Consider the following 23,056-nt stretch of genomic DNA (forward strand, 5'->3'; position numbering starts at 1 on the left):
CATTACCAGCGCGGCAAAGGGAAAGTCACGTCACCGTTTTGAGCACGCTGACGCAGCATATGATCCATCAATACAATCGCTACCATGGCTTCGGCAATCGGAACCGCACGAATACCCACACAAGGATCATGGCGACCACGCGTGACCATCTCAACTTCTTCGCCTTCGCGGTTGATGGTGCGGCCTGGGACCATAATGCTGGAAGTCGGTTTCAGCGCCATGTTAGCCACTATCTGCTGGCCGCTGCTGATGCCACCCAGAATGCCGCCAGCATGGTTGCTCTGGAAACCTTCTTTGGTGATTTCGTCGCGGTTCTGGCTACCTCGCAGATTTACCACGCCAAAGCCTTCGCCAATTTCCACGCCTTTCACAGCGTTAATGCTCATCAGCGCATGGGCGATATCAGCATCTAAGCGGTCAAATACAGGTTCGCCAAGGCCTGGCGGCACGTTATCCGCGACCACGGTAACTTTCGCACCAATGGAGTCGCCTTCTTTTTTCAGCGCACGCATCAGCTCATCAAGCGTTTCAATCTTGTCTGGATCAGGGCAGAAGAACGGGTTCTGCTCGACTTGATCCCAATCTTTGATTTCTAACGGCACGTCGCCCATTTGCGTCAGGCAACCACGAATAATAATGCCGTATTTATGCGCCAGGTATTTTTTAGCAATCGCCCCAGCCGCAACACGCATCGCGGTTTCACGTGCTGAAGAACGGCCACCGCCACGATAATCGCGCAGGCCATATTTTTGTTCGTAGGTGTAATCTGCATGCCCCGGACGGAACACGTCTTTGATAGCGCTGTAATCTTGCGAGCGCTGATCGGTATTTTCAATCAACAAACCGATGCTGGTGCCGGTAGTGACACCTTCAAATACACCGGAAAGGATCTTAACCTGATCGGGTTCGCGGCGTTGCGTGGTGTAGCGTGAAGTCCCCGGGCGGCGGCGGTCGAGATCGTGTTGTAAATCGGCTTCGGTCAGCGGGATGCCTGGCGGCACACCATCAACGATACAACCCAGTGCGACACCGTGGGATTCACCAAATGTCGTTACGCGAAATACTTGTCCGATAGAATTTCCTGCCATTTGTCACGGCTCCTTACCGTTGTCATTTTCATTGTGTTGTCAGCAAAAGAAGACGGGCCATAAGGCCCGTCTGCGCAGATTAATCTTTGTAAATGCTGAAGTGTTCACGCGCATCAATAAGCTGCGATTTGGTCAGCATAAACACACCGTCACCGCCGTTATCGAACTCAAGCCAGGTGAACGGCACATCAGGGTACTGGTCCATCAGATGTACCATGCTGTTCCCGACTTCACAAATCAGGATACCGCCATCGGCGAGGTAGTCAGGCGCACAAGCCAGAATACGTCGTGCCAGTTTCAGGCCATCTGTACCGGCAGCTAAACCTAATTCAGGCTCGAAGTGGAACTCACCCGGCAGGTCAGACATATCTTCTGCATCCACATACGGTGGATTAGTCACGATAATGTCGTACTGCACTTTTGGCAGGTCACGGAACAGGTCGGAGCGAATTGGCGTAACCTGGTTTTCCAGGCCGTGCTCGGCGATGTTTTGCTCAGCCACTGCCAGCGCATCAAGAGAAATATCAACCGCATCCACTTCTGCATTGTGGAATTCGTAAGCACAGGCGATAGCGATACAGCCGCTGCCAGTACACATATCCAGAATGTGAAGAGGTTCGTCGTTGAAAAGACCCGCGAAACGATTGGTGATCAGTTCACCAATTGGGGAACGCGGCACCAGCACACGCTCATCAACATAAAACTCATGGCCACAGAACCAGGCTTTATTGGTCAGGTAAGCCACCGGGATACGCTCGTTAACGCGGCGAATCACACGCTCAACGATGCGATGACGCTCGCTTGGTGTCAGGCGTGCGGTACGCATATCTTCAGGAATATCCAGCGGCAGATAGAGACTTGGCAGCACTAACTGAACGGCTTCGTCCCACGGGTTATCCGTGCCGTGGCCATACCAGACGTTGGCGGCGCTAAAACGACTAACTGCCCAGCGCAGCATATCCTGAATGGTGTGCAGCTCATTAACTGCCTCATCGACGAAAATTTTATCCACGTTGCCCTCCGCAGGCCGTTCGCGCTAGTTCAATAATCGGCTAGTTTGCCATGAAGACCACGACAAATCAGCATTTCAATAGCTGTCACAGCGGCTAAAATTGCGTTTTATTTAGTGATGGACGGCAAACCAGGTAAACTGACCGCAATACAGGTGCGAGACGATAAAGTCGAGACGAGAAATAGATGAAAAAGAAAACTCCGCTCAGCGTTGATGATCAGAACCTTTTCCGTGATTTGATGAGCGGCACAAAAAAATTGGCTCAGGACACGATTGTTCACCGTCCGATGCGTAAGAAAGTGCAGGAAGTGCCGGTGAAACGGCTATTGCAGGAACAGGTTGATGCCAGCCATTATTTTTCTGATGAATTCCAACCGCGCCTGGCAACAGAAGGCCCCACGCGTTACGTGCGCGAAGATGTCAGTCATTTCGAACTGAAAAAAATTCGCCGGGGTGATTATTCGCCAGAATTATTCCTCGATTTGCATGGCCTGACACAGATGCAGGCAAAACAGGAATTAGGCGCGTTGATTGCGGCATGTCGGCGTGAGCACGTATTTTGCGCCTGCGTGATGCACGGGCATGGTAAGCACGTGTTGAAGCAGCAAACGCCTCTGTGGCTGGCACAGCACCCGCACATTATGGCATTCCACCAGGCACCGAAAGAGTACGGTGGTGACGCAGCGTTGTTGGTGTTGATTGAAATCGAAGAGTGGCTGCCGCCGGAGTTGCCATAATCCTGAGTCCGCATCCCGGGCTTCAGAAATACAAAGAGCCGCTATATATAGCGGCTCTTTTTTTCATGCTTACGGCAATCAGATAGCTTTAGCTACCTTCAAATTACACGGACTCATCTGCCAGTTGAACACGCCTTTCCCGGTTTCAGGATCAAGTGTGACATTGGCAATAGCCGAAGTACTGAACATCGGTGGTGTTTCCTCTGGGCACAGCTCAGACACCAAATAACCGACTAGCGGTAGGTGAGAAATCACCAGCGCCGACTCAACCCCTTCATTGGCCAGGGCTTGCAAATAGCAGCTCACCAGACCTACATCGCCGCACGGCGTCAATTCCGGCAGAATGTCTTCTTTACCTGGAAGAGTCAGTGCTTCCCGCACAACATCCAGGGTTTGTTCGGCTCGCAGATAAGGGCTCACCAGAACACGTTCGATATCCACAACCTGACCTTTCAACCAGGTCGCCATTACTCGGGATTCATCACAACCACACTGGGTGAGTGGACGTACCGAGTCACTGGCGGCATCGAGAGCTGCGTCGCCGTGACGCATGATAAAAACTTGCATATTGCACCGCTTTTGTTAACCAGGAATGCTTGAATTCCCCTAAAACTTCGAAGGTGAAATTCAGCAGCCGGGCATTGTGCCTTATCCGTACATCGAATGAAACGCTGTTTTTTACCTCAATGGTGCAAGTATAGTCAATCACTGTTCGTTAAGTGAGCGACCAGCATCCATTCACCGAACCATATAATCATGATTCTTTGACTACATTTCCTTCACCAGGGTTCACTTTTCCCCAGAAATTTCGTTGCTCTTCCACCATTTGTAAAAGTCTTTCACAGGGAGTAAAACGCTCCCCGTACTGACTGGCCAGGCGTTGCAGTTGTGCGACGACTTCACCCGCTCCCAGGGTATCCATATAGCGGAACGGGCCACCGAGGAACGGTGGAAAACCAATACCAAACACGCCACCGATGTCACCATCGCGGGCACTGCGAACAACACCTTCATCTACGCAACGAACCGCCTCATTAAGCATCATCATCACGCAGCGTTGTGCGATTTCTTTTTCTGCCAGTTGCCCTTTAGGTGAAACACCAAGCAGGGTATAGATTGCAGGGTCAACCTGCTTTTTGCTTCTACTCCCTTTCCCTGAATAAAGATAGAAACCACGCCCGTTTTTTCTACCTTTGCGATCGTCATTCAATATTGCTGCAATTTCTGCCGGTGCGGCAAAACGATCTCCGTAAGCTTGCTGAAGTATAGGACTAATTTTAGTCCCCACATCAATTCCCACCTCATCCAAAAGTTGGATTGGGCCGACAGGAAAACCAAACGCCACCAGCGCATTATCAATCTTATCGACAGGCTCCCCTTCCACGAGGCAACGCATCGCTTCGTTAACATACGGTGCCAGAATACGGTTGACGTAAAACCCGGCGCTGTCGCCAACGACAATCGGTGTTTTGCCCTGTTTTTTGGCAAGCTGAACAGTTGTGGAAATGGTTTCCGCACTGGTTCGGGCATGCGGGATCACTTCGACCAGCGGCATTTTATCGACCGGGCTGAAATAGTGCAGACCAATCACTTGCTCCGGACGTGCGGCATTAGCCGCAATATCAGCAATCGGCAGCGAAGAAGTGTTGGACGCGAAAATGGTATGCGGCGCAGCGTTCTGTTCAATTTCCGCGACCATCTTTTGCTTGAGAGCGAGATCTTCAAAAACCGCTTCCACAACGATGTCTCGATTGTGGAAACCGTGATAATCGGTACCACCGGAGATACGCGCCATTTCACGCTGGCGCTCAGCCGCTTTCATATGTCGGCGGCGTACCTTTTTATCCAGCAAGTCCCAGCTATATTTCAACGCATGGTTAATACCATCGTTATTAATGTCTTTGATACGTACGGGCAATTTGCCTTTAGTCGCGGTGACAAAAGCAATCCCACCGCCCATCAAACCACCACCGAGCACACCCACGGCTTTAATCGGACGCGGTGGTGCATCAGCGCCGTGCTCTTTTTTAAGCTCCGTGCTAGCAAAAAATAACCCGCGTAATGCCGCAGATTGCGGACTCATCGCCAGCTCGCCAAACGCTTTCGCCTCTGATTCGTAACCGCTGAAACTCCCCTGCCCCAGACCGATTTTAATGACATCAATAATGCGCTGCGTAGCAGGGTAATTACCGCGAGTTTTTTGCTCAGTTTTCTTACTCACCATGCTGAACAATAAAGAACGCCCAAGCGGACCGGCTAAAATACGTTCACGAACCGGCAATGTGCGCGATGCCTGACGGCCTTTGCCCACCAGCTCAACTGCTGCCGTGAGCAGAATTGACTGCGGCACAACTTCATCCACCAGCCCCAGTTTCAGTGCCTGGCGCGGGCGTAATTGTTTGCCGGTCAGAATCATATCGAGGGCGTGACTGACGCCAATCAAACGCGGCAGGCGCTGCGTACCGCCAGAACCCGGCAGTAGACCGAGCTGCACTTCCGGAAGCCCCAGTTTTGTTTTCTCATCATCGGTACAAATTCGCGAATGACATGCCAGCGCCAGCTCCAGCCCACCGCCGAGACACGCACCGTGAATCGCAGCGACGACTGGGATCGGCAACGCGGCAATTTCCGCCATGATTTGCTGTCCCTGGTGTGCCAGTGCCTGCGCTTCTTGTGCACTCTTGCAGCTTGCAATCATGTTTATGTCAGCACCCGCAATAAAGTTATCCGGCTTGCCAGAGATAAATATCAACCCCTGCAATGCAGTGTTATCGCGAACCTGTTTGATGATGTTGTGCACTTGCGGGCCGAACGACGCTTTTAGCGTGTTCATCTTTTCGTCCGGCACGTCAATTGTCACCACCGCGATATTGTCGAGGCGGATATGTAAGTTGAAAGCAGAAACCTGTTCCATTATTCGGCCTCCAGAACCATTGCCGCACCCAAACCACCTGCCGCGCAGGCGGTGACCAGGCCAAATCCACCACCACGGCGGCGCAATTCATGCAAGGTTTGAGTGATCATACGCGCGCCCGTTGCAGCAAACGGATGGCCGTAAGCAATCGAGCCACCGAGTACGTTAAATTTAGAGTCGTCGACTTCGCCAGTAGCGTGAGCGCGGCCTAATACATCGCGAGCAAAACGTTCGCTGGCGAGCATTTGTAAGTTTGCCAGCGTTTGCGCGGCAAAGGCTTCGTGCATATCGAAAAGCGTCAGGTCATTGAGCGTGATGCCCGCGCGCTCAAGCGCCAGCGGAGTGGCCCACGCCGGCCCAAGCAGCATATCTTTCCAGACATCCACGGCGGTGAACGCATAGCTGCGTAAATAGCCCAATGGCTTCAGGCCCAACTCTTTGGCGCGCGATTCCGTCATCAAGATAATAGCAGCCGCACCATCGGTTAATGGCGTGCTGTTTGCCGCGGTAACTGTGCCGTGTTTACGGTCAAAAGCCGGACGTAGCTTCGCGTAATCAGCAATTGAGGAGTTTTGGCGAACGTTGTTATCTTCGTTGAAAGGCTGGCGATATGGCGGAATGAAGGCGGTCATCACTTCATCCGCCAGTTTCCCTTCCTTCCAGGCAATAGCGGCTTTAGTGTGGGAGCGATGCGCCAGCGCATCTTGTTGCTCACGCGTAATCCCGTGAGTTTTCGCCATTTGCTCGGCGGTGTCACCCATGCGTAAGCCCGTTGAATATTCAGCAACCGCAGGCGGCACCGGCAACAAATCACGCGGGCGTAAACGAGAGAATAATTTCAGGCGCTGGCCCAAAGTACGCGCCTTGTTCACATCCACTAAAGTGCGGCCTAACTTTTTGCTGACGCCAATCGGCAGCACCGACGAAGAATCAGCACCGCCGGCAATACCTGCACGAATAGTGCCCGCCATTAAACTCTCAGCGACATTTGCCACAGCCTGGAAGCTGGTCGCACAGGCACGGCTAACGCTGTAGGCATCGGTATGCACACTCATTCCGGTGCCGAGGACAATCTCGCGGGCGATGTTTGGCGCTTCTGGCATCTGGACAACCTGGCCGAAAACCAGCTGTTCAATCATTTCCGGGGGAATTTCGCTGCGTGCCAGCAGTTCGCTGACCACCATATTGCCGAGATCGACAGCAGGTATGCCGTGAAACGCGGTAGCCTGGCGGGCAAATGGGGTGCGTAACCCACTGATAATAGCAATACGGTCGCCCTGACGGGTTACCAGCGGAAGTGCCTGACTCATAAAACTCCCCTGTTCTTCCCGGCGTCTATGAATCTACAGCGATGTTGCTGTAACTGCATATTTCTGGGAATAAAATTGTAAACGACCAATAGTGGTCTGACCTGATCACAGTTTTAACTAAAAAGTTACAATCAGCCAACCGGGGGACTAAAAAATTGGGAGGGGGAACACGCTTTAAGAGAGGAAAATGACGCTCTCGGGGACGAGAGCGCCAGGAAATATTAACGCAGGCCGAGCTGGAAGATCATGGTTTCAGCCTGGCAGCTGAAAGTGAAATCGATATCCAGACGAACGCCATCAGCTTCTTCGGTGTAACGCGGAACAATCTGGCAAGGTTCTGATTCTGCGGCACGTGCTTTCTCGGTCAGCGCAGCCAGAGTTTCGTCAGCTTCAGCGCGGGTCGCGAACACGCGGCTGTATGTTGCTGTGCAGTCGGTGTTGTCGATGATAGAGCCGACATCAATACAGCAGCAAACCGGGGTTTCATCAGCAGTGTTCTTACTCATTTTATGATTTCCTCTGTATTTAAAAGGCAAAATGTTTTCAACGAATCTTGTCTATTTTACGCTCCCTGTTGAAGCGACTCCAGTCGTTAATCTTGTCAAAATCCGTAAGTGACCCAAATCACACTTAAAAATGATCTAAAACAAGATTCACCCATTTTGCTTAGTGACGAAGAACCCGATTTTGCCAGGCAGATCTCGTTTCGACGATCAAATTTGAAAATTCTTAGATACAAACTTGCAACATCCTATCTGGTCAGACCTATACTCTCGCCACTGGTCTGCTTTCTATGTAACAGAACAGACCCTACTATTCGCGCTCCTGTTACGGTATGTAACATTGTTTGTATAAAAATAAATCCATTATGAGGTTTTGGTCATGAGCCAGAAAAACCTGTTTACAAAGTCAGCCCTAGCGGTTGCAGTGGCAATTGTCTCATCGCAGGCCTACTCAGCCGGCTTTCAATTAAACGAGTTCTCTTCCTCAGGCCTAGGCCGAGCTTATTCAGGGGAAGGTGCAGTTGCGGATAATGCGGGTTCTGCAAGCCGTAACCCTGCAACTATCATGATGTTTGACCGCCCTTCCTTCTCCGGCGGTGCAGTGTTTATAGATCCAGACGTTAATATTTCTGGTAGCTCACCCTATACCGGACGTAGCACCGCAGCCGATAACATCGCGCCAACTGCGTGGGTACCTAACCTGCACTTTGTTGCGCCAATCAATGAGCAGTTTGGTTGGGGGGCTTCAGTTACCTCAAACTACGGCCTCGCTACCGAATTTAACAACGATTACATCGCTGGCGAATACGGCGGTAAAACCGATCTGACCACGCTGAACCTGAACCTGAGCGGTGCATATCGTTTAAATAACAACTGGAGCTTCGGCCTTGGTTTTGATGCAGTTTATGCAAAAGCCAAAATCGAGCGTTATGCAGGTGAACAAACTGCTGGAGCAGGTCTGGCAACCCCTGGAACACAAATAGCTCGCATGAAAGGTGATGAGTGGGGCTACGGCTGGAACGCCGGTATTCTTTATGAAATCGATAAAGATAATCGCTACGGCTTTACCTACCGTTCCGAGGTAAAAATTGACTTCGATGGCGATTACAAGAGCAATATCAATAGCGCATTCAACCGCGTACCAGGTGCTGGAACCAAGTTCCCATGGGGAACCAGCGGCCAGACTGTCCCTGGTTCTCTGACGCTGAACTTGCCAGAAATGTGGGAATTGTCTGGCTATAACAAAGTGGATCCACAGTGGGCAATTCACTACAGCATCGCATATACCAGCTGGAGCCAGTTCCAGGAGCTGAAAGCGACCGGCACCAACGGCCAGACGCTGTTCTATAAAGATGAAAGCTTTAAAGATGCGTACCGTATTGCTTTAGGTACGACTTATTACATGGATAAGAATTGGACCTTCCGTACCGGTATCGCATTTGATGATAGCCCGGTTCCAGCTGACAAACGTTCCATCTCCATTCCTGACCAGGATCGTTTCTGGATCAGCGCCGGTACCACTTACGCGTTTAACGATGATGCGTCTGTAGACCTGGGTGTTTCCTACATGCACGGCCAGCATGTTGAGATAAAAGAAGACAAGTATACCTTCCAGTCTGAAGGCAAAGCCTGGCTGTACGGTATGAACTTTAACTACGCATTCTAATAGTTAACGGATACAAAAAAGGCGAAACCGAGGTTTCGCCTTTTTTTATGTCTCACACCCGGAATAATTACTGCGAGTCGATATCTTTCAGATCATCCTGAATAGCAGATGCATTTGGATTCTCTTGCGGCGACAACTTGCCACCGTTAGCAATAAAGTCGTGGCTCTGGAAGTAAGCTTCACGAACCAAAATGTACGGATCGGATGACTGCTTGAGCAAACCGTCAGAATCCAGCAATTGAGCACGTGTTTCGATGCCTTCAATCGTCCATTTGCCGATAGACATCGGCCAGGTCAGCCAGGACAGCAGCGGATAGAGTGTATCGACATAATCGCCGCCATCTTCACGTAGCGTGAAACTGCCATAGAACGGCAACTGCACGTACGGGCCGTAACCGACGCCATAATGACCTAGCGTAGAACCAAAGCGGTGCGGCTCTTCACGCTGCAGTTTCGGGTTCGCCATGCCAGCAACGTCAATGAAACCACCCATACCCAACAATGAGTTCAGGAAGAAGCGCGTGAAGTGCACCATCCCCTGATACGGATTACCCTGAATGAAGTAGTTCACCATTACGGCGGGCTCTTCCAGGTTGCTGGTGAAATTGCTAATCCCATTACGCGCGGGTTGCGGCACATAATCACGCCACACCACAGCCACCGGGCGGACAACATACGGATCCAACACATTAAAGTTGAAGTTGTACATTGAACGGTTGAACCCTTCAAATGGGTCCGAGCGCCCCTGTGGCTCTTGATCGGCAGAGCTGGCGCACCCGACTAAAAGTGTCGTGGCCAGCGCCAGTCCGGTCAGGCGGAAATTCATATGTGTCTCCCTGTTATTATTTGTCTGCGCTCTCAGGTTTGGTGCTGTCCATACCAGCTTGTGCAACCTGCGCCTGCTCGATGCTTCTTTGCACCACAGCCCGGCGCTGGTCATTTGCCGGTAATACATTAAGCATGACTTGCCATGCACCAATTGCCTCGCGGTAATTTTGTTGTTCGAAAGCGCTAAATGCCAGCAGGCTGAGCACGCGAACATTTGTATGGTCCGTTTTAATGAGCTCTCGCAGCAGATTACCACCCAGTTGGTTATCTTGCGGCGAGCCACTACGGGTCAATACTTCAGCATAGCCCAGCTTTACATTACTGTTAGTGGGCGACAGTTTATACGCATGTGCAAAAGCTTGTGTAGCGGTACTTGCGTTATTCAGAACCATACCAATTCGCCCCAGCATCATCCACCCCTCAATATTGTCAGGTTCGTGCTGCAACCGGGTGCGTAACCCAAGACCGAGATCGGCCATTTCAGCCATGTTCAGCGGCTCGGCTTCTGGGTCTAATGCGCGCTGTAACAATTGCGGTGTCTGATTTGTGACATTCTGCCAGGCTCGCACCTGCTTCCAGTCAGACGTTTTCAGATAAACGCCAACACTTACCACGATCAACACCACAGCACCGGGTGCGAAAAACCAGAAGTGGGCTTTCCTGGCTGCGGTTTGCAGCTGCGCACTTTCAGGTTCATCACTAAAATGGACCCGCCGTTTGCGGCTGCGCATCACAATCACACCCGCGCCACCAAGAATAAACAGCAATGGCAGCACCCATAAGACGATAGTGGCAGGCGTAAACGGCGGTTCGTATGTCACGAAATTGCCGTAGCGCTCAACCATGTAATCAATAATCTGCTGCTTCGTTTTGCCCTGCTGCATCAACTCATAAACTTTCAGACGCATGTCAGAGGCAATCATGGCATTGGAATCCGCAATGCTGTTGTTCTGGCATTTCGGGCAACGCAATTGCTCGGTAAGCTGGCGGAACTGCTGTTCTTGCGCTTCGTCTTTGAACTGGAAAGTGTCTATCGCCGCAAACACATTAAACGAGAACAGGAATGCGATGATAATTAGCCATCCACGCTTCATGCGCCTGCCTCCTTGTTGTATTTATCCCACAACGGTTTTAATTCCTGCAGCCAGACGCGATCGTTAAGATCGCCCGCATGGCGATAACGAATGATCCCTTTTCCGTCGATCAAAAACGTTTCTGGTGCACCATAAACGCCCAGATCTAACCCCAGCATGCCGTTGCCATCAAACAGGCTTAGCGCGTACGGGTTGCCTAATTCATTCAGCCAAGTAATCGCTTTGCGGCGGTCATCTTTATAATTCATACCCACCACACGAACGCCCTGCGCTTTCAGGCCGTTGAGATATTGATGCTCTGCACGGCAAGTTGGGCACCAGGTCGCCCAGACATTTAGCAACAAGGGTTTGCCGTCTGTCAGCACTGCCTGGTCATAAGTTTTGCCGGGGTTTTCCAGCGACTCCAGGCGAAATACCGGAACAGATTTCCCCACCAGCGCCGATTCAAGATTCGTCGGATCATCACCCTGCGCATTGCGTGCCAGCTGCCACAGTAGCATTGCCGCCAATAACAAAAACAAAACGAGCGGGATAAATAATATTTTGCGGTTCATGCGGCCTCCGGCATGTTTTTACGCTGGCGGTAACGCGGGTCAAATAAACAGAACAGCCCACCGATCGTCATTAATATTCCGCCCATCCAAATCCAGCGCACAAAAGGTTTGTAATAGAGGCGCACCGCCCAACTGCCGTCGTCTAACTCTTCACCGAGTGCCGCGTACAGGTCGCGCGTCACGCCGCCGTCAATGGCCGCTTCGGTCATCATGGCACGGTTGCTGTTGTAGAAACGCTTTTCGGCATGCAGCGTGGCTTCAGGTTTGCCATTGCGCGTCACGTCGATAATCCCCACGCCACCCCGATAGTTCGGGCCAGTGAGCTCATGCACATCGCGGAACACAAAGTGGTACTGGTGAATGTCGATGCTGTCGCCTGCTTTCATGCGCACATCACGCTCAATACTGTAATTCTGGCTAAAGGCGATACCCACCACCGTGACCGCCAGCCCCAGATGCCCGAACACCATGCCCCAGTGGCTGCGTGGTAATTTCCACAACCCTTTCAGCAAGCCGTAACGGTGTGTGGCGCGGTCATAAACTTCGGTTAAGGCCAGCACAAACACCCACACCGCCATCAGTAAACCAACCACCGTCATGGCTTCAATGCGATCTTGCATCAGCCATGGCAAAATCAAAGCCAGCGCGACGGTCACCACCACGGCAACCACCAGGCGTTTAACCAGCTTTTGCGGTTCATCACGACGCCAGCGTACCAATGGGCCAATCCCGAGCATCAGCGCTAACGGTGCCATTAACGCGGTAAACATGGTGTTGAAGAATGGCTCGCCAATCGAAATGCTCCCCAGCCCAAGCTGTTTATGCACCAGCGGCAGTAACGTCCCCAGCAACACCACCAGCATCGCGGCAATCAGCAACACGTTATTACCGAGCAAAAATGATTCCCGCGACCACAAACTGTTGCCGACGCGCGAACGGACTTTGCTGCCTTTTACCGCATACAACAGCAGCGAACCGCCAATCACAATCACCAGGAACGCGAGGATAAACATGCCGCGCGCCGGGTCAGAGGCAAATGAGTGCACCGAAACCAGCACGCCCGAACGCACCAGGAAGGTGCCGAGCAAGCACAGCGAGAATGCGGTAATCGCGAGCAGCACCGTCCAGGCTTTAAAGCTGCCGCGTTTTTCCGTCACCGAAAGCGAGTGGATTAACGCAGTGCCTGCGAGCCACGGCATAAACGAAGCATTTTCTACCGGGTCCCAGAACCACCAGCCTCCCCAGCCCAGCTCGTAGTAAGCCCAGGCCGAACCTAAAACAATGCCGATGGTTAAAAATGACCAGGCAGCCAGCGTCCACGGGCGAGTCCAACGCGCCCAGGCAGAATCGAGTTTCCCGGCCATCAATGCAGCAATAGAGAACGCAAAAGCCACGGAGAAACCGACATAACCCATGTACAGCAACGGAGGGTGGAAGATCAGCCCGATATCCTGCAACAGCGGGTTCAGGTCGCGCCCTTCGACAGGGAAGTCAGGCAGCGTGCGGGTAAACGGGTTTGAGGTGAAAATGATAAACAGTAAGAAGCCGAAATTAATCATCCCCATTACCGCCAGCACGCGGGCAACGGCATCTTGCGGCATGCTACGGCTAAACAGCGCGACGGCAAATGTCCATGCACTTAGCAACAATACCCAAAGCAGCAATGAGCCTTCATGCGCGCCCCAGGTGGCAGCAACGCGATACCAGACCGGTAGCTCGCTGTTGGAGTTATTCGCCACATACAGCACGGTAAAATCGTTCACCACAAACGCATTCACCAACACCAGGAAGCAAGCACACAGTGTGATAAACAGCGCCCACGCTAAAGGGCGTGCAGAAGCCATCAACCGTGAATCATTTCGCGTCACGCCCCACAGCGGGTAAACACTGAGTAACAATGACCAGCCGAGTGCCAGGCAAAGCAAAAAACTGCCAATTTCTGGCATCATGAGGCGTTATCCTTGTAGGCCTGTGGAGCGCGTTGGTGATTTTTTTCCATCGCTTCTTTTACTTCCGGCGGGGTGTAATTTTCGTCATGCTTCGCCAGCACTTCTTTCGCTTCAACCCTGTTACCGGCTTCAAACACACCTTGTGCGACCACGCCTTGCCCTTCGCGGAACAGGTCCGGCAAAATGCCAACATAGCTGACATCCACCACCCCGCTGGCATCGTAGAGTTTGAATGTCACTTTCAGCGTTTGGTTATCACGCTTCACGCTGCCAGGTTGAACCATACCGCCAACGCGCAAACGCTGCCCCACTTCTGGCAACTGGTGGCTTTCACCTTTGCCATACAGGATTTCGCTCGGCGTATAGAAGAGATCGATATTGCTGCGTAATGCGTACAACACCAGCGTGATCGTTAACCCCAACCCCACCAGCACAGAAAGCGCCAGATATAATCGATTTTTGCGACGCGTATTCATTCAATTCCCTCTGCCTGACGTGCTGCCTGAATCCGTTTTTCTCGTGCCTGTTGGCGCGTGACTGAATTTAGAATGGTGCGGTGCTGCAAACGGGTATGCACCACCAATACCAGCAATGGGATGAAGGTTAGCGCGACAGCAAGCCAGACATAAAACGCATAGCCCCCCATGGCAAAAAAATCTGTCCAGTTTAAAAATGCGCTGGTCATACGCTTCTCCTTTTATTCGCCAGTTCCATTACCCACGGGCGACGCTGCTCCTGAAGCAAGATGAGGTTGCGCAGGCGCATTAATGTCAGCGTGGCAAACAGCATCAGAAAACCGAAGATAGTCAGGCGTAACGGAGTGCGCATTGATGGGTCAATACTTTGCTGCATATTGGTCGAGCCCTGGTGCAGCGTGTTCCACCACTCCACCGAAAAATGGATAATCGGTAAATTCACCACACCGACCAACACCAAAATACCAGCCGCACGCCCGGCGAGGCGGCGGTCGTCAAAGGCGTTATACAGCGCAATCACGCCGATATAGAGAAACAGCAACACCAATTCGGAAGTCAGACGTGCATCCCACACCCACCAGGTTCCCCACATTGGTTTGCCCCAAGCGGAACCGGTAACCAGCGCAATAAAAGTAAATACCGCGCCCACTGGTGCCATCGCCGCCACAGCGAGGTCAGACATTTTCATCTGCCACACCAGGCCGATAAACGCAGCCACTGCCATCGAGCCATAGATACCCATCGACCAAATTGCCGCAGGCACGTGAAGATACATAATGCGATAGCTCTGGCCTTGTTGATAATCCGCAGGAGCGAAACCAAAACCCCAGACACAACCGACCACTAACAACACCGTACTGATAAGCGCAAACCACGGCACCATGCGCCCGCAAAGCTGAAAAAGCCGCTCGGGTTTAGCGAGTTGATGTAACCATTTCCACATAATCGTTGCTCACAAAAAAGTTGCTTTGGTGGATGACGCTTCGCTTATCCACCCTACAAAATATTGATACATCATCTTTTGCTTTTATATTTCATCCAACAAAACTGTTATTGCACGCTAATGCGCAGTGCCGCTGCCGTGGCAAACGGGCTTAGCGTAGCGCTTGATGCCAGAAGCGCACCAAGGATGGCCATGTAACCGTCAACCGGAAGATGCATGGAAGCTGCGTCCATTGCGGCGGTGGCGAAAATTAACAATGGGATAGTCAGTGGTAACACCAGCAGACTCAACAACACGCCACTACGTCGCAAACCTACAGTTAAACCCACGCCTGGCGCACCAAGAAAACTCAGCGTCGGAGTTCCAAGCAGCAACGTCAAAGCCATGACTTTCCAGGCGTAAAAATCTAACCCTAACAGCAAAGCAGCGAGCGGCGAAAGAATTAGCAGGGGCAAACCCGTCACCACCCAGTGAGCGGTCACTTTCGCTAACACCACCATCGGCAAAGGGATTGGCAACAGCATCAGTTGCTCAAGCGAACCATCCTGAAAGTCATCGCGAAACAGCCGGTCCATCGCCAGCAACGATGCCAACAGCGCTGCAACCCAAATCACGCCCGGCGCAATGCGCGCCAGGAGTTGTGGCTCAGGGCCAATTCCAAGCGGAAACAAGGTAATAACAATCAGAAAGAACCACAGCGGGTTGGCTATTTCCGCACCTTTGCGGAACACCACACGCAGCTCATGCAGAAAAATTCGGCGCATCATGCCCGTTTCTCCTGCAAATGGATCTGGCGCACATTGCTGACTGCCAGTGGCTGATGCGTGGTGAGAATAACGATGCCGCCTTGTTCGGTATGCAGCTTCAACTGCCGGGTAAGTTTTTCCACACCCGTAACATCAATGGCGGTAAAAGGCTCATCAAGAATCCAGAACTTTTGCGAGCTCAGCCATAATCGGGCCAGCGCCACCCGGCGTTGTTGCCCTGCAGAAAGTTGATTAACAGGAACATCTTCAAATCCAAGTAAACCAACCTCAGTAAGTGCTTGCCAACGTAGGCTTTCCGCACTGTTTGCGTGGTAGAAGCTGAGATTTTCAAAGGCGGTAAGAACTGTTTTGATTCCCGGCTGATGCCCGAGCCACAACAAATCCTGATGATATTGATAGCGCGCACGAGACAGCCCTTCCCCTTGCCACCTCACTTCGCCATTCTCAGACTGTGCAAGGCCCGCCAGAATCCGTAAAAGCGACGTTTTCCCTGCGCCATTTTTCCCGGCGATTTGCACCATTTCACCTGGTTGTACGGTGAAAGACAACTCGCTAAATAACACGCGGTCGTCACGTACGCAGGTTAGGTTAATGGCATCAAGCATTTGAGGAACACTCCTTGTCTCGGGAAACAAAATCATAACACATCATAGGCTTTGCTCCAGATGGGCGGCCCCATCAGCGGTACTCCAAAAGAGGTAATCATCACACCTAAGATCAAAATTAAGTCAAATTCACCGCTGTTACAGGGAATAAAGCCAAAAGCCGCTACGCTTAAAAGAACAGTTAACGCGTGAGTGGCCTGAAAAATGGATGAATTAAAAGAAGACAAAATCGACAAATCCACCGATGAGATCGAAGTCGAAAGTGACGAAAAAGACCATGGTGAAAAGATAGAAGTCGACGAAGAACAGCTGCCGTCACGGGCAATGGCTATTCACGAACATATCCGTCAGGACGGGGAGAAAGAGCTGGAACGTGACGCGATGGCATTGCTGTGGTCAGCGATTGCGGCGGGCTTATCAATGGGCGCATCGCTACTGGCCAAAGGGGTATTTCACGTCAATCTTGAGGGAGTCCCCGGCAGTTTTTTGCTGGAAAACCTTGGCTATACCTTCGGCTTTATCATCGTCATTATGGCGCGCCAACAGTTGTTTACTGAGAACACCGTCACCGCCGTGCTGCCGGTGATGCAAAAACCTACCGGCTCAAATTTTCTTCTATTACTACGGCTATGGGGCATGGTGCTGCTGGGTAATATGATTGGCACCGGACTTGCCGCTTACGCGTTTGAATATATGCCAATATTTGACGAACAAACGCGAGATGCTTTTGTCTCGATAGGTATGGACGTGATGCACAACACGCCGGGGGAAATGTTTGCCAACGCCATTATTTCCGGCTGGATAATCGCCACCATGGTGTGGATGTTCCCTTCTGCGGGTTCGGCAAAAATATTTGTCATCATCATAATGACCTGGCTGGTCGCGCTGGGGGATTTAACCCATATCGTGGTCGGCTCCGTGGAAATTCTCTACCTGGTATTTAACGGTACCATCCACTGGAGTGAATTCTTCTGGCCGTTTGCCTTGCCAACGCTCGCAGGCAACATCTGCGGCGGCACATTTATCTTCGCACTGATTAGCCACGCACAAATCCGTAACGATATGAGCAACAAGAAAAAAGCAGAGGCGAAGGCTAAAGCAAAGCGCAAACAGGAAGTTGAGAACGGCGAAGACGCCGGCAAGGGCGAAAAGCAGATGCGAAGAACGTGAAACTGGTTACGATTCAGGCAATCAGCAGGCGTGCCCCTTAACTCAGACCTAAAAGCGGGTATACTGTGCCGCGCAATGCCCTAAATAGTTCGAATTGTGGATAGGCGGCAAAAGAACAAATCTCCAGGAGCTTACTTGAGTAAGTGACTGGAATTTGTGAATGCAGCCAACACCCCACAATTTGAAGTATGAAGGGCATTAGGTCCTCTTAGTTAAATGGATATAACAAGCCCCTCCTAAGGGCTAGTTGCAGGTTCGATTCCTGCAGGGGACACCATTAACACCCATTTCTATTCATTCCCCCAATGAAATCAGCAGCATGTAAGACTAAATCCCTAGTTTCATCTTCGTATCACCCTATCAAAAACACTTACAGCGTCAAAACTAACCGAGAGTTTGCAGATACTGCGATTCTTACGCTCTAGGGGAAACGCTGTCGACGGGCAAGCAGAATGGCGCTACCCGACACATCGGGCAGCGTATCCATCAAGTAAGGCAGAGTTTGCTGCATGGGTACTCACACTAAATACATGAATCGTTTTTTGTAGCATTAGACATTATTTCTGTTCTTATACGCCTCTTTTAATCTCCTCATTGATTCCACGAGTACTGAGCGCGGGCATCCAACGTTTAATCTCATATGTCCCTCTCCGCCAGGACCATATTGAATACCAGGCGAAAGACCGAGCTTAGCTTCATGTACAAAAAATGAATTTAGATTCTCATCACTGAGTTTCATTTTTTCTGCATTAAGGAAAAGCAAATAGGATGCGCCGCCATAAACAACTGATATTAACGGGCAGTTTGTTTCTATCTCTTTTTTTACATACTCAACATTATCAGATAAATAAGTCAGTAACCTTTGATGCCATTCATCACAGTTGGTATATGCAGAATAAATTGCTGCCTGTTGTAGCGAGTTTGTTTCAGCCAGGTAACAGTTATCCAAAAAACCATAGAACTTGTTGCGCAAGTCGTTATTTTTAATAATAACCACCCCACCTTGTATAGCCGGGGTATTAAATGTCTTGCTGATAGAGGTAAGCACTATCGATTGGCTATCCAGCATCTCATTTACCGTAAAAAATGGTATATGTTGCTTGCCCGGCAATGTTAAATCGCAATGAACCTCATCTGATACAACAATGACCCCTGCACGATGGCAGTATCTATTTACCTTCTCAATTGTTTCACGGTCCCATACCATCCCGCCAGGATTATGAGGTGAAGAAAAAAGGAACATCTTGCAAGTTTTTAGCTTTTCTTTGAAGTCACTCCAATCAAAATAATAACATCCACCTTTCTCGATTAATCCTGTTTGTATCAACTTCCTGCCACTTGTCTTTATAAAATTTGGATAAGGATCATATATTGGGGTGCATGTTAATATATTATCGCCAGGTTTTGTTAAGGACATTAAAGACAATACTATTGTTCTTATTACACCAGGGACAAAATGCAACCAACCTTCCTGGACATCGAAACCATACCGTTTCTTATACCATTCGGTAACCGACTTCTTCCACTGTGGGTGTTCTAGATTATATCCTTGCACCGGTTGAGTTACGACAGAATGTAGCGTATTGATAATAGGCTCTGGTGTTCTGAAATCCATATCAGCAATCCAAAGAGGCAATACATCTTCAGTACCAAACATTTCTTGTAACTGCCCATATTTACGACAACTAGCATCTCTTGCTACTACACAATCAAACAGAGACATTACACACTCCTGGATCATCACCTGAAAAGCTAAGGTGATTTAAAATACAAACTGAATAACACGCATAAAAATTTCATCCGTAGAATATTTCTGCTACAGCATGCGTAACTTAGATAAATTAATTCGTATTTTTCGAGTAAATATGAAACTCAATTCACTCTAACATTATAGTTGATGCTCAACGATATTCTCAGTGGCGTCACTCGGTTCACATTTAGCGATACCGATACCCGTTGCAGCCCAAAGTAATGCAAACATAACTCCGCTGTAGCACAAAATTGCCCACGGTAAATAGTCTAGTGTTGATACGCCCAGCATAGTGGCGCAATAAACACCTGACGCAGACCAGGGAATAATAGGTTCGACTACCGTCCCTGCGTCCTCAGTTGTCCTGGAGAGATTTTTTGCCGCAAGACCTCTTCTTTTGTATTCATCTTTAAAAGCATCACCGCATAGCAATAATGGCAAAGTACCGTTTGCTGTACATGCACAGATGGTAAAAGTTGTAATAATCGTTGTGAGGACCAAACGAAATGTTGATTTGACACCTTTCGTGAGAGCATGAATAACCGTATGCAGCGAGCCCGTTGCGCTCATCGCGCCAGCAAAGCTGAATGCACTGAAAACAGTAACAAAGCTACTAAACATAGATATTGCACCACCCCGCTCCAGCAAGCGAGATACATCAGAAGAAAGCGCAGATACATTACTACCCTCGATCATAGAGAGCTTAAAGCCACTCACAACCGATTCTCCTACCGATGACGCAGAGAAACCCTGAAAAACTAATGCGAGAATCATGGATATTAATGTAGACAGGAATAACATAGGAATTGGCGGTTTCTTTGAAAGAGAACCATACAATACAATAATCGGTGGTAATAATAGGAAAATATTAAAATGATAAACACTACCAATTGACGCCATCAATTTTATAATATTCTCTGGTGTACTAATAGAGGCCTCAATACCCATACCCATACCCATATAACTATATACAATGCTACATAAAATAAACCCGGGGCCAGTTGTCCACAAAAGATGGCCTATATGCGAGTATAGATTTACACCAGCAGCCAGCGCGGCCATGTTTGTTGAATCAGAGACTGGAGAAAGTTTATCACCGAACCAACAACCTGAAACAATAGCCCCGGCAGCAATTGGAAGTGATACATTCAATCCAATGGCAACACCAATCATCGCAATACCAACTGTACCGATAGAGCCCCAAGAGGTACCGGTACAAACAGAAATTAATGCTCCAAGAAGAAATGCGGAAATATAGAAATACTGAGGATTAATTAACTTTAAACCATAGTAAATCATCATCGGTATTGTACCTGAGACCATCCATGCTCCAATTAAGAAACCAATACTCGCTACAATCAGTATTACGGGTAAAGCCTCAGATATTTTTTCGCAAATGGATTTTAGAATGTCATCCCACGTAAAACCATGAGCTATAGCTATAAATGAAGCAGTAGCTGTCCCCATCAAAATCATGGGCTCCGCACGGATGTTAAAAACAAAATACCCAATACTAATTCCGCCTAGCATTACGACCATAGGCAAAACAGACCAAAAAAAAGATAATTCCCTTCTACTTTTTGAAGTATAGCTATTCAATTGCATAATCCCATCCAATAGTTAGTGGTTTGTATTTGAACAGATAAGAAAAACGCCTATGATATTTAACCTTACATTAAAATGGCCAACCCAATTATTTTCATGGAAATCACATACTTTCAATACCAATATAATGGAATTTATTTCAACACAATACTACTACGGGCTTTCTTAATAATTATCCCTCCACGTAGAGTTGGTGATTTATTCGTTGTTGACTCAATTTACGATACTGCTGCGGTGGCATACCGACGTATTTATTAAATGTACTATAAAAACGGCTACTAGAACGAAACCCTGCAATAATAGCTATATCTAGAATAGTCTTATCGGTGTCGCTTAGTAGTGCTCTCACATGGTTAATACGCATTGCAGTAATATATTGCTTCATAGTCAGTTGCATAACTCTCTGGAAAATACCCATGGCATAGTTTGGGTTCAGTTTCACATATTCCGCGATAGCGTTAACTGTCAAAATTTTGTCACAGTGTGTGGCAATAAACTCAAGCATTTGGCTAACATAAAACTGTGAGTGCCGCGAAAGACTATTTTTCTGAGTGCGTGACGTTTTATTAACCAGCACAGGCTGCCAGCCAGATAGACTAAAGCGCTTTAGCATTAAGGCAATTTCATCGATTGCTAACTGGCGAACCTGCTCATTAGTACTATTCAGTTCATGTTGCCAACGCTGAACTTCAAAAATGCTGAGTTGCTGTGCTGATAAGGATTTAATCACCATTCCATGAGTCACGTGATTAATCAATTCGCGATCCAGCGGCCAGGATAAAAATAAATGCATTGGTAAGTTGAATATTGCCATTTGTTTGCAATGGCCTGGATTTGTAAGCTGATGTGGGGTACAAGCCCAAAACAGGGTGATATAACCTTGCTTGACTCGCACCAATTCATCATTAATCAGATATTCCACATCCCCGTCAAATGGCACATTAACTTCAACCTGACCATGCCAGTGGCTGTAGCTCATTGCCAATGGCGCCCGCAGCTCGACATCCATACGCTGATACTCTGAATAGAGTGCAAGTGGGCTACGAGTCTTTTTTTCATAACTGCGGCACATATGGGGATCATGCGGCAGTCGCGGAGTACTGTTTTCCATTATAGGTTGAGTTCCTGGACCATGAATCTGACCGAGATGTCATATCAAAACATGGTTACAGCTTAACCGAAAAAAACCTCCGTTTTATCTCCATTTTCGCGAAATCATTCCCAGAAACTCAGATTTTATGTTTATCAATTGCAGATCTGAGTTATCGGGAATATGGAATCTTATGCAGTAAGTGATGTCACTCGATCATTTTTTATCGCTAAGAACAAACGTCATTCCAAGTTCGCTGAGGTGGACGCCATAGTCCATTGAGATAATTCCAGTTCTTGTCTCCCCTATAACCCATCCCGGTTTTGTACTTATCTTTGAATCTGCTAAGCCATAGAGCGTTGCCTGCAAAAAAACAACAACACTACCTCTGGTATGAAAGGTATAATCTTGCCCACGATTTGATTTTTTTAGACCATGAACATGACAAAACTCACATTACAAGAGCAGATGCTTAAAGCTGGCTTAGTTAGCAGCAAAAAAATGGCCAAAGTTCAGAGAACGGCCAAAAAATCACGAGTTCAGGCTCGTGAGGCGCGCGAGGCAGTGGAAGAGAATAAAAAGGCGCAAATTGAGCGTGATAAAGAGCTGGTTGAACAACAAAAGCAGGCTGCTTTATCAAAAGAATATAAGGCTCAAATTAAACAGCTTATTGAAATGAATAGAATTGTTATTTCAAAAGGCGATATTGGCTATAACTTCACAGATAACAATTTAATTAAAAAAATCTATGTTGATAAGGTTACTCAGACTCAATTAACCAATGGCCGTCTCGCTATTGCTCGTTTGATGACAGATAAAAATCCTGAAGGTGAATACGCGATTATCCCAGCAAGTGTTGCCGATAAAATTGCGCAGCGTGATGCGAGCTATATCGTATTAAACAGTACGCTGAGCCAGGAAGCTCAAGACGAAGAAGACCCGTATGCTGACTTTGTCGTGCCTGATGATTTGATGTGGTAGGGAAAGTTTCCAGA

At 49.1% G+C, this 23,056-nt stretch carries 22 protein-coding genes and 1 tRNA gene; 5 read left to right on the forward strand and 18 right to left on the reverse strand.

Annotated elements, in window-relative coordinates; all coding sequences use genetic code 11:
- Positions 1-2: 2 nt before the first annotated feature.
- The gene (aroC, locus tag M977_RS04975; protein ID WP_064512767.1) at positions 3-1,088 is read right to left on the reverse strand and encodes a chorismate synthase; all 1,086 of its coding nucleotides are present in this window, start codon (positions 1,086-1,088) and stop codon (positions 3-5) included.
- Between the two features lie 79 nt (positions 1,089-1,167).
- Complete coding sequence (prmB, locus tag M977_RS04980; RefSeq protein ID WP_064512769.1) at positions 1,168-2,100, reverse strand: 50S ribosomal protein L3 N(5)-glutamine methyltransferase; 933 nt, start codon at positions 2,098-2,100, stop codon at positions 1,168-1,170.
- Positions 2,101-2,285: 185 nt separating this feature from the next.
- On the opposite strand from prmB, the gene smrB reads away from it, so the two are divergent.
- Complete coding sequence (gene smrB / locus M977_RS04985) at positions 2,286-2,837, forward strand: endonuclease SmrB (RefSeq protein ID WP_064512771.1); 552 nt, start codon at positions 2,286-2,288, stop codon at positions 2,835-2,837.
- Positions 2,838-2,915: 78 nt separating this feature from the next.
- Here smrB and sixA read toward each other — a convergent pair whose 3' ends face one another.
- From sixA to M977_RS05005, 4 genes are all read right to left on the reverse strand, one after another.
- Positions 2,916-3,404 (reverse strand): phosphohistidine phosphatase SixA, encoded by a 489-nt coding sequence (sixA, locus tag M977_RS04990; RefSeq protein ID WP_064512773.1) that lies wholly within the window; start codon positions 3,402-3,404, stop codon positions 2,916-2,918.
- Between the two features lie 187 nt (positions 3,405-3,591).
- The gene (gene fadJ / locus M977_RS04995; RefSeq protein ID WP_064512775.1) at positions 3,592-5,751 is read right to left on the reverse strand and encodes a fatty acid oxidation complex subunit alpha FadJ; all 2,160 of its coding nucleotides are present in this window, start codon (positions 5,749-5,751) and stop codon (positions 3,592-3,594) included.
- The gene (fadI, locus tag M977_RS05000) at positions 5,751-7,061 is read right to left on the reverse strand and encodes an acetyl-CoA C-acyltransferase FadI (RefSeq protein WP_064512777.1); all 1,311 of its coding nucleotides are present in this window, start codon (positions 7,059-7,061) and stop codon (positions 5,751-5,753) included. Before fadI ends, fadJ begins: the two co-directional genes overlap by 1 nt.
- Positions 7,062-7,282: 221 nt before the next feature.
- A complete protein-coding gene (locus M977_RS05005; protein WP_064512780.1) occupies positions 7,283-7,567 on the reverse strand; it encodes a YfcZ/YiiS family protein in 285 nt (94 codons plus the stop codon).
- Between the two features lie 376 nt (positions 7,568-7,943).
- Between M977_RS05005 and fadL the strand changes: the two genes are divergently transcribed.
- Complete coding sequence (gene fadL / locus M977_RS05010) at positions 7,944-9,230, forward strand: long-chain fatty acid transporter FadL (RefSeq protein WP_064512782.1); 1,287 nt, start codon at positions 7,944-7,946, stop codon at positions 9,228-9,230.
- Between the two features lie 67 nt (positions 9,231-9,297).
- Here fadL and mlaA read toward each other — a convergent pair whose 3' ends face one another.
- The 9 genes from mlaA to ccmA all read right to left on the reverse strand — a co-directional run bounded on the left by mlaA (position 9,298) and on the right by ccmA (position 16,446).
- A complete protein-coding gene (gene mlaA / locus M977_RS05015; protein ID WP_064512784.1) occupies positions 9,298-10,056 on the reverse strand; it encodes a phospholipid-binding lipoprotein MlaA in 759 nt (252 codons plus the stop codon).
- A 16-nt stretch (positions 10,057-10,072) separates the two neighbouring features.
- The gene (locus M977_RS05020) at positions 10,073-11,152 is read right to left on the reverse strand and encodes a cytochrome c-type biogenesis protein CcmH (protein WP_064512786.1); all 1,080 of its coding nucleotides are present in this window, start codon (positions 11,150-11,152) and stop codon (positions 10,073-10,075) included.
- Positions 11,149-11,706: a thiol:disulfide interchange protein DsbE gene (gene dsbE / locus M977_RS05025; protein WP_064512788.1), complete on the reverse strand. Its 558-nt coding sequence runs from the start codon at positions 11,704-11,706 to the stop codon at positions 11,149-11,151. The genes M977_RS05020 and dsbE overlap by 4 nt, the downstream gene beginning before the upstream one ends.
- Positions 11,703-13,655 (reverse strand): heme lyase CcmF/NrfE family subunit, encoded by a 1,953-nt coding sequence (locus M977_RS05030; RefSeq protein ID WP_064512790.1) that lies wholly within the window; start codon positions 13,653-13,655, stop codon positions 11,703-11,705. The genes dsbE and M977_RS05030 overlap by 4 nt, the downstream gene beginning before the upstream one ends.
- Positions 13,652-14,131 (reverse strand): cytochrome c maturation protein CcmE, encoded by a 480-nt coding sequence (ccmE, locus tag M977_RS05035; RefSeq protein WP_064512792.1) that lies wholly within the window; start codon positions 14,129-14,131, stop codon positions 13,652-13,654. Before ccmE ends, M977_RS05030 begins: the two co-directional genes overlap by 4 nt.
- Positions 14,128-14,340, reverse strand: a complete 213-nt coding sequence (ccmD, locus tag M977_RS05040; protein ID WP_064512794.1) for a heme exporter protein CcmD — start codon at positions 14,338-14,340, stop codon at positions 14,128-14,130. The genes ccmE and ccmD overlap by 4 nt, the downstream gene beginning before the upstream one ends.
- Positions 14,337-15,074 (reverse strand): heme ABC transporter permease, encoded by a 738-nt coding sequence (locus M977_RS05045; RefSeq protein ID WP_064512797.1) that lies wholly within the window; start codon positions 15,072-15,074, stop codon positions 14,337-14,339. The genes ccmD and M977_RS05045 overlap by 4 nt, the downstream gene beginning before the upstream one ends.
- 107 nt (positions 15,075-15,181) lie before the next feature.
- Positions 15,182-15,841 carry a heme exporter protein CcmB gene (gene ccmB / locus M977_RS05050; RefSeq protein ID WP_064512799.1) on the reverse strand — a complete coding sequence of 220 codons (660 nt, stop codon included), beginning with the start codon at positions 15,839-15,841 and terminating at the stop codon, positions 15,182-15,184.
- Complete coding sequence (gene ccmA, locus M977_RS05055; RefSeq protein ID WP_064512801.1) at positions 15,838-16,446, reverse strand: cytochrome c biogenesis heme-transporting ATPase CcmA; 609 nt, start codon at positions 16,444-16,446, stop codon at positions 15,838-15,840. The genes ccmB and ccmA overlap by 4 nt, the downstream gene beginning before the upstream one ends.
- A gap of 204 nt (positions 16,447-16,650) precedes the next feature.
- On the opposite strand from ccmA, the gene M977_RS05060 reads away from it, so the two are divergent.
- Complete coding sequence (locus tag M977_RS05060) at positions 16,651-17,616, forward strand: formate/nitrite transporter family protein (protein ID WP_064512804.1); 966 nt, start codon at positions 16,651-16,653, stop codon at positions 17,614-17,616.
- A gap of 202 nt (positions 17,617-17,818) precedes the next feature.
- Positions 17,819-17,893 (forward strand) — tRNA-Arg (locus M977_RS05065).
- 273 nt (positions 17,894-18,166) lie between these two features.
- On the opposite strand, the gene M977_RS05070 is transcribed toward M977_RS05065, so the two are convergent.
- The 3 genes from M977_RS05070 to melR all read right to left on the reverse strand — a co-directional run bounded on the left by M977_RS05070 (position 18,167) and on the right by melR (position 22,082).
- Positions 18,167-19,339, reverse strand: coding sequence for a MalY/PatB family protein (locus tag M977_RS05070; protein WP_064512807.1), 1,173 nt, complete (start codon positions 19,337-19,339; stop codon positions 18,167-18,169).
- Between the two features lie 165 nt (positions 19,340-19,504).
- Positions 19,505-20,971: a Na+/H+ antiporter NhaC gene (nhaC, locus tag M977_RS05075; protein ID WP_064512808.1), complete on the reverse strand. Its 1,467-nt coding sequence runs from the start codon at positions 20,969-20,971 to the stop codon at positions 19,505-19,507.
- A 172-nt stretch (positions 20,972-21,143) separates the two neighbouring features.
- Entirely contained in the window at positions 21,144-22,082 is a 939-nt protein-coding gene (melR, locus tag M977_RS05080) for a transcriptional regulator MelR (protein WP_064512810.1), read from the reverse strand.
- Positions 22,083-22,502: 420 nt separating this feature from the next.
- Here melR and M977_RS05085 point away from each other — a divergent pair, with 420 nt between their 5' ends.
- Entirely contained in the window at positions 22,503-23,042 is a 540-nt protein-coding gene (locus M977_RS05085; protein WP_064512831.1) for a DUF2058 domain-containing protein, read from the forward strand.
- Positions 23,043-23,056 lie beyond the last annotated feature (14 nt).

Source organism: Buttiauxella gaviniae ATCC 51604 (assembly GCF_001654835.1).
GTDB lineage: Bacteria > Pseudomonadota > Gammaproteobacteria > Enterobacterales > Enterobacteriaceae > Buttiauxella > Buttiauxella gaviniae.

Bases quoted from the DNA above. Each gene is read 5' to 3' on its own strand.
- aroC (WP_064512767.1), bottom strand. From the start codon at position 1,088: ATGGCAGGAAATTCTATCGGACAAGTATTTCGCGTAACGACATTTGGT.
- smrB (WP_064512771.1), top strand. From the start codon at position 2,286: ATGAAAAAGAAAACTCCGCTCAGCGTTGATGATCAGAACCTTTTCCGT.
- sixA (WP_064512773.1), bottom strand. From the start codon at position 3,404: ATGCAAGTTTTTATCATGCGTCACGGCGACGCAGCTCTCGATGCCGCC.
- fadJ (WP_064512775.1), bottom strand. From the start codon at position 5,751: ATGGAACAGGTTTCTGCTTTCAACTTACATATCCGCCTCGACAATATC.
- fadI (WP_064512777.1), bottom strand. From the start codon at position 7,061: ATGAGTCAGGCACTTCCGCTGGTAACCCGTCAGGGCGACCGTATTGCT.
- M977_RS05005 (WP_064512780.1), bottom strand. From the start codon at position 7,567: ATGAGTAAGAACACTGCTGATGAAACCCCGGTTTGCTGCTGTATTGAT.
- fadL (WP_064512782.1), top strand. From the start codon at position 7,944: ATGAGCCAGAAAAACCTGTTTACAAAGTCAGCCCTAGCGGTTGCAGTG.
- mlaA (WP_064512784.1), bottom strand. From the start codon at position 10,056: ATGAATTTCCGCCTGACCGGACTGGCGCTGGCCACGACACTTTTAGTC.
- M977_RS05020 (WP_064512786.1), bottom strand. From the start codon at position 11,152: ATGAAGCGTGGATGGCTAATTATCATCGCATTCCTGTTCTCGTTTAAT.
- dsbE (WP_064512788.1), bottom strand. From the start codon at position 11,706: ATGAACCGCAAAATATTATTTATCCCGCTCGTTTTGTTTTTGTTATTG.
- M977_RS05030 (WP_064512790.1), bottom strand. From the start codon at position 13,655: ATGATGCCAGAAATTGGCAGTTTTTTGCTTTGCCTGGCACTCGGCTGG.
- ccmE (WP_064512792.1), bottom strand. From the start codon at position 14,131: ATGAATACGCGTCGCAAAAATCGATTATATCTGGCGCTTTCTGTGCTG.
- ccmD (WP_064512794.1), bottom strand. From the start codon at position 14,340: ATGACCAGCGCATTTTTAAACTGGACAGATTTTTTTGCCATGGGGGGC.
- M977_RS05045 (WP_064512797.1), bottom strand. From the start codon at position 15,074: ATGTGGAAATGGTTACATCAACTCGCTAAACCCGAGCGGCTTTTTCAG.
- ccmB (WP_064512799.1), bottom strand. From the start codon at position 15,841: ATGATGCGCCGAATTTTTCTGCATGAGCTGCGTGTGGTGTTCCGCAAA.
- ccmA (WP_064512801.1), bottom strand. From the start codon at position 16,446: ATGCTTGATGCCATTAACCTAACCTGCGTACGTGACGACCGCGTGTTA.
- M977_RS05060 (WP_064512804.1), top strand. From the start codon at position 16,651: ATGGATGAATTAAAAGAAGACAAAATCGACAAATCCACCGATGAGATC.
- M977_RS05070 (WP_064512807.1), bottom strand. From the start codon at position 19,339: ATGTCTCTGTTTGATTGTGTAGTAGCAAGAGATGCTAGTTGTCGTAAA.
- nhaC (WP_064512808.1), bottom strand. From the start codon at position 20,971: ATGCAATTGAATAGCTATACTTCAAAAAGTAGAAGGGAATTATCTTTT.
- melR (WP_064512810.1), bottom strand. From the start codon at position 22,082: ATGGAAAACAGTACTCCGCGACTGCCGCATGATCCCCATATGTGCCGC.
- M977_RS05085 (WP_064512831.1), top strand. From the start codon at position 22,503: ATGACAAAACTCACATTACAAGAGCAGATGCTTAAAGCTGGCTTAGTT.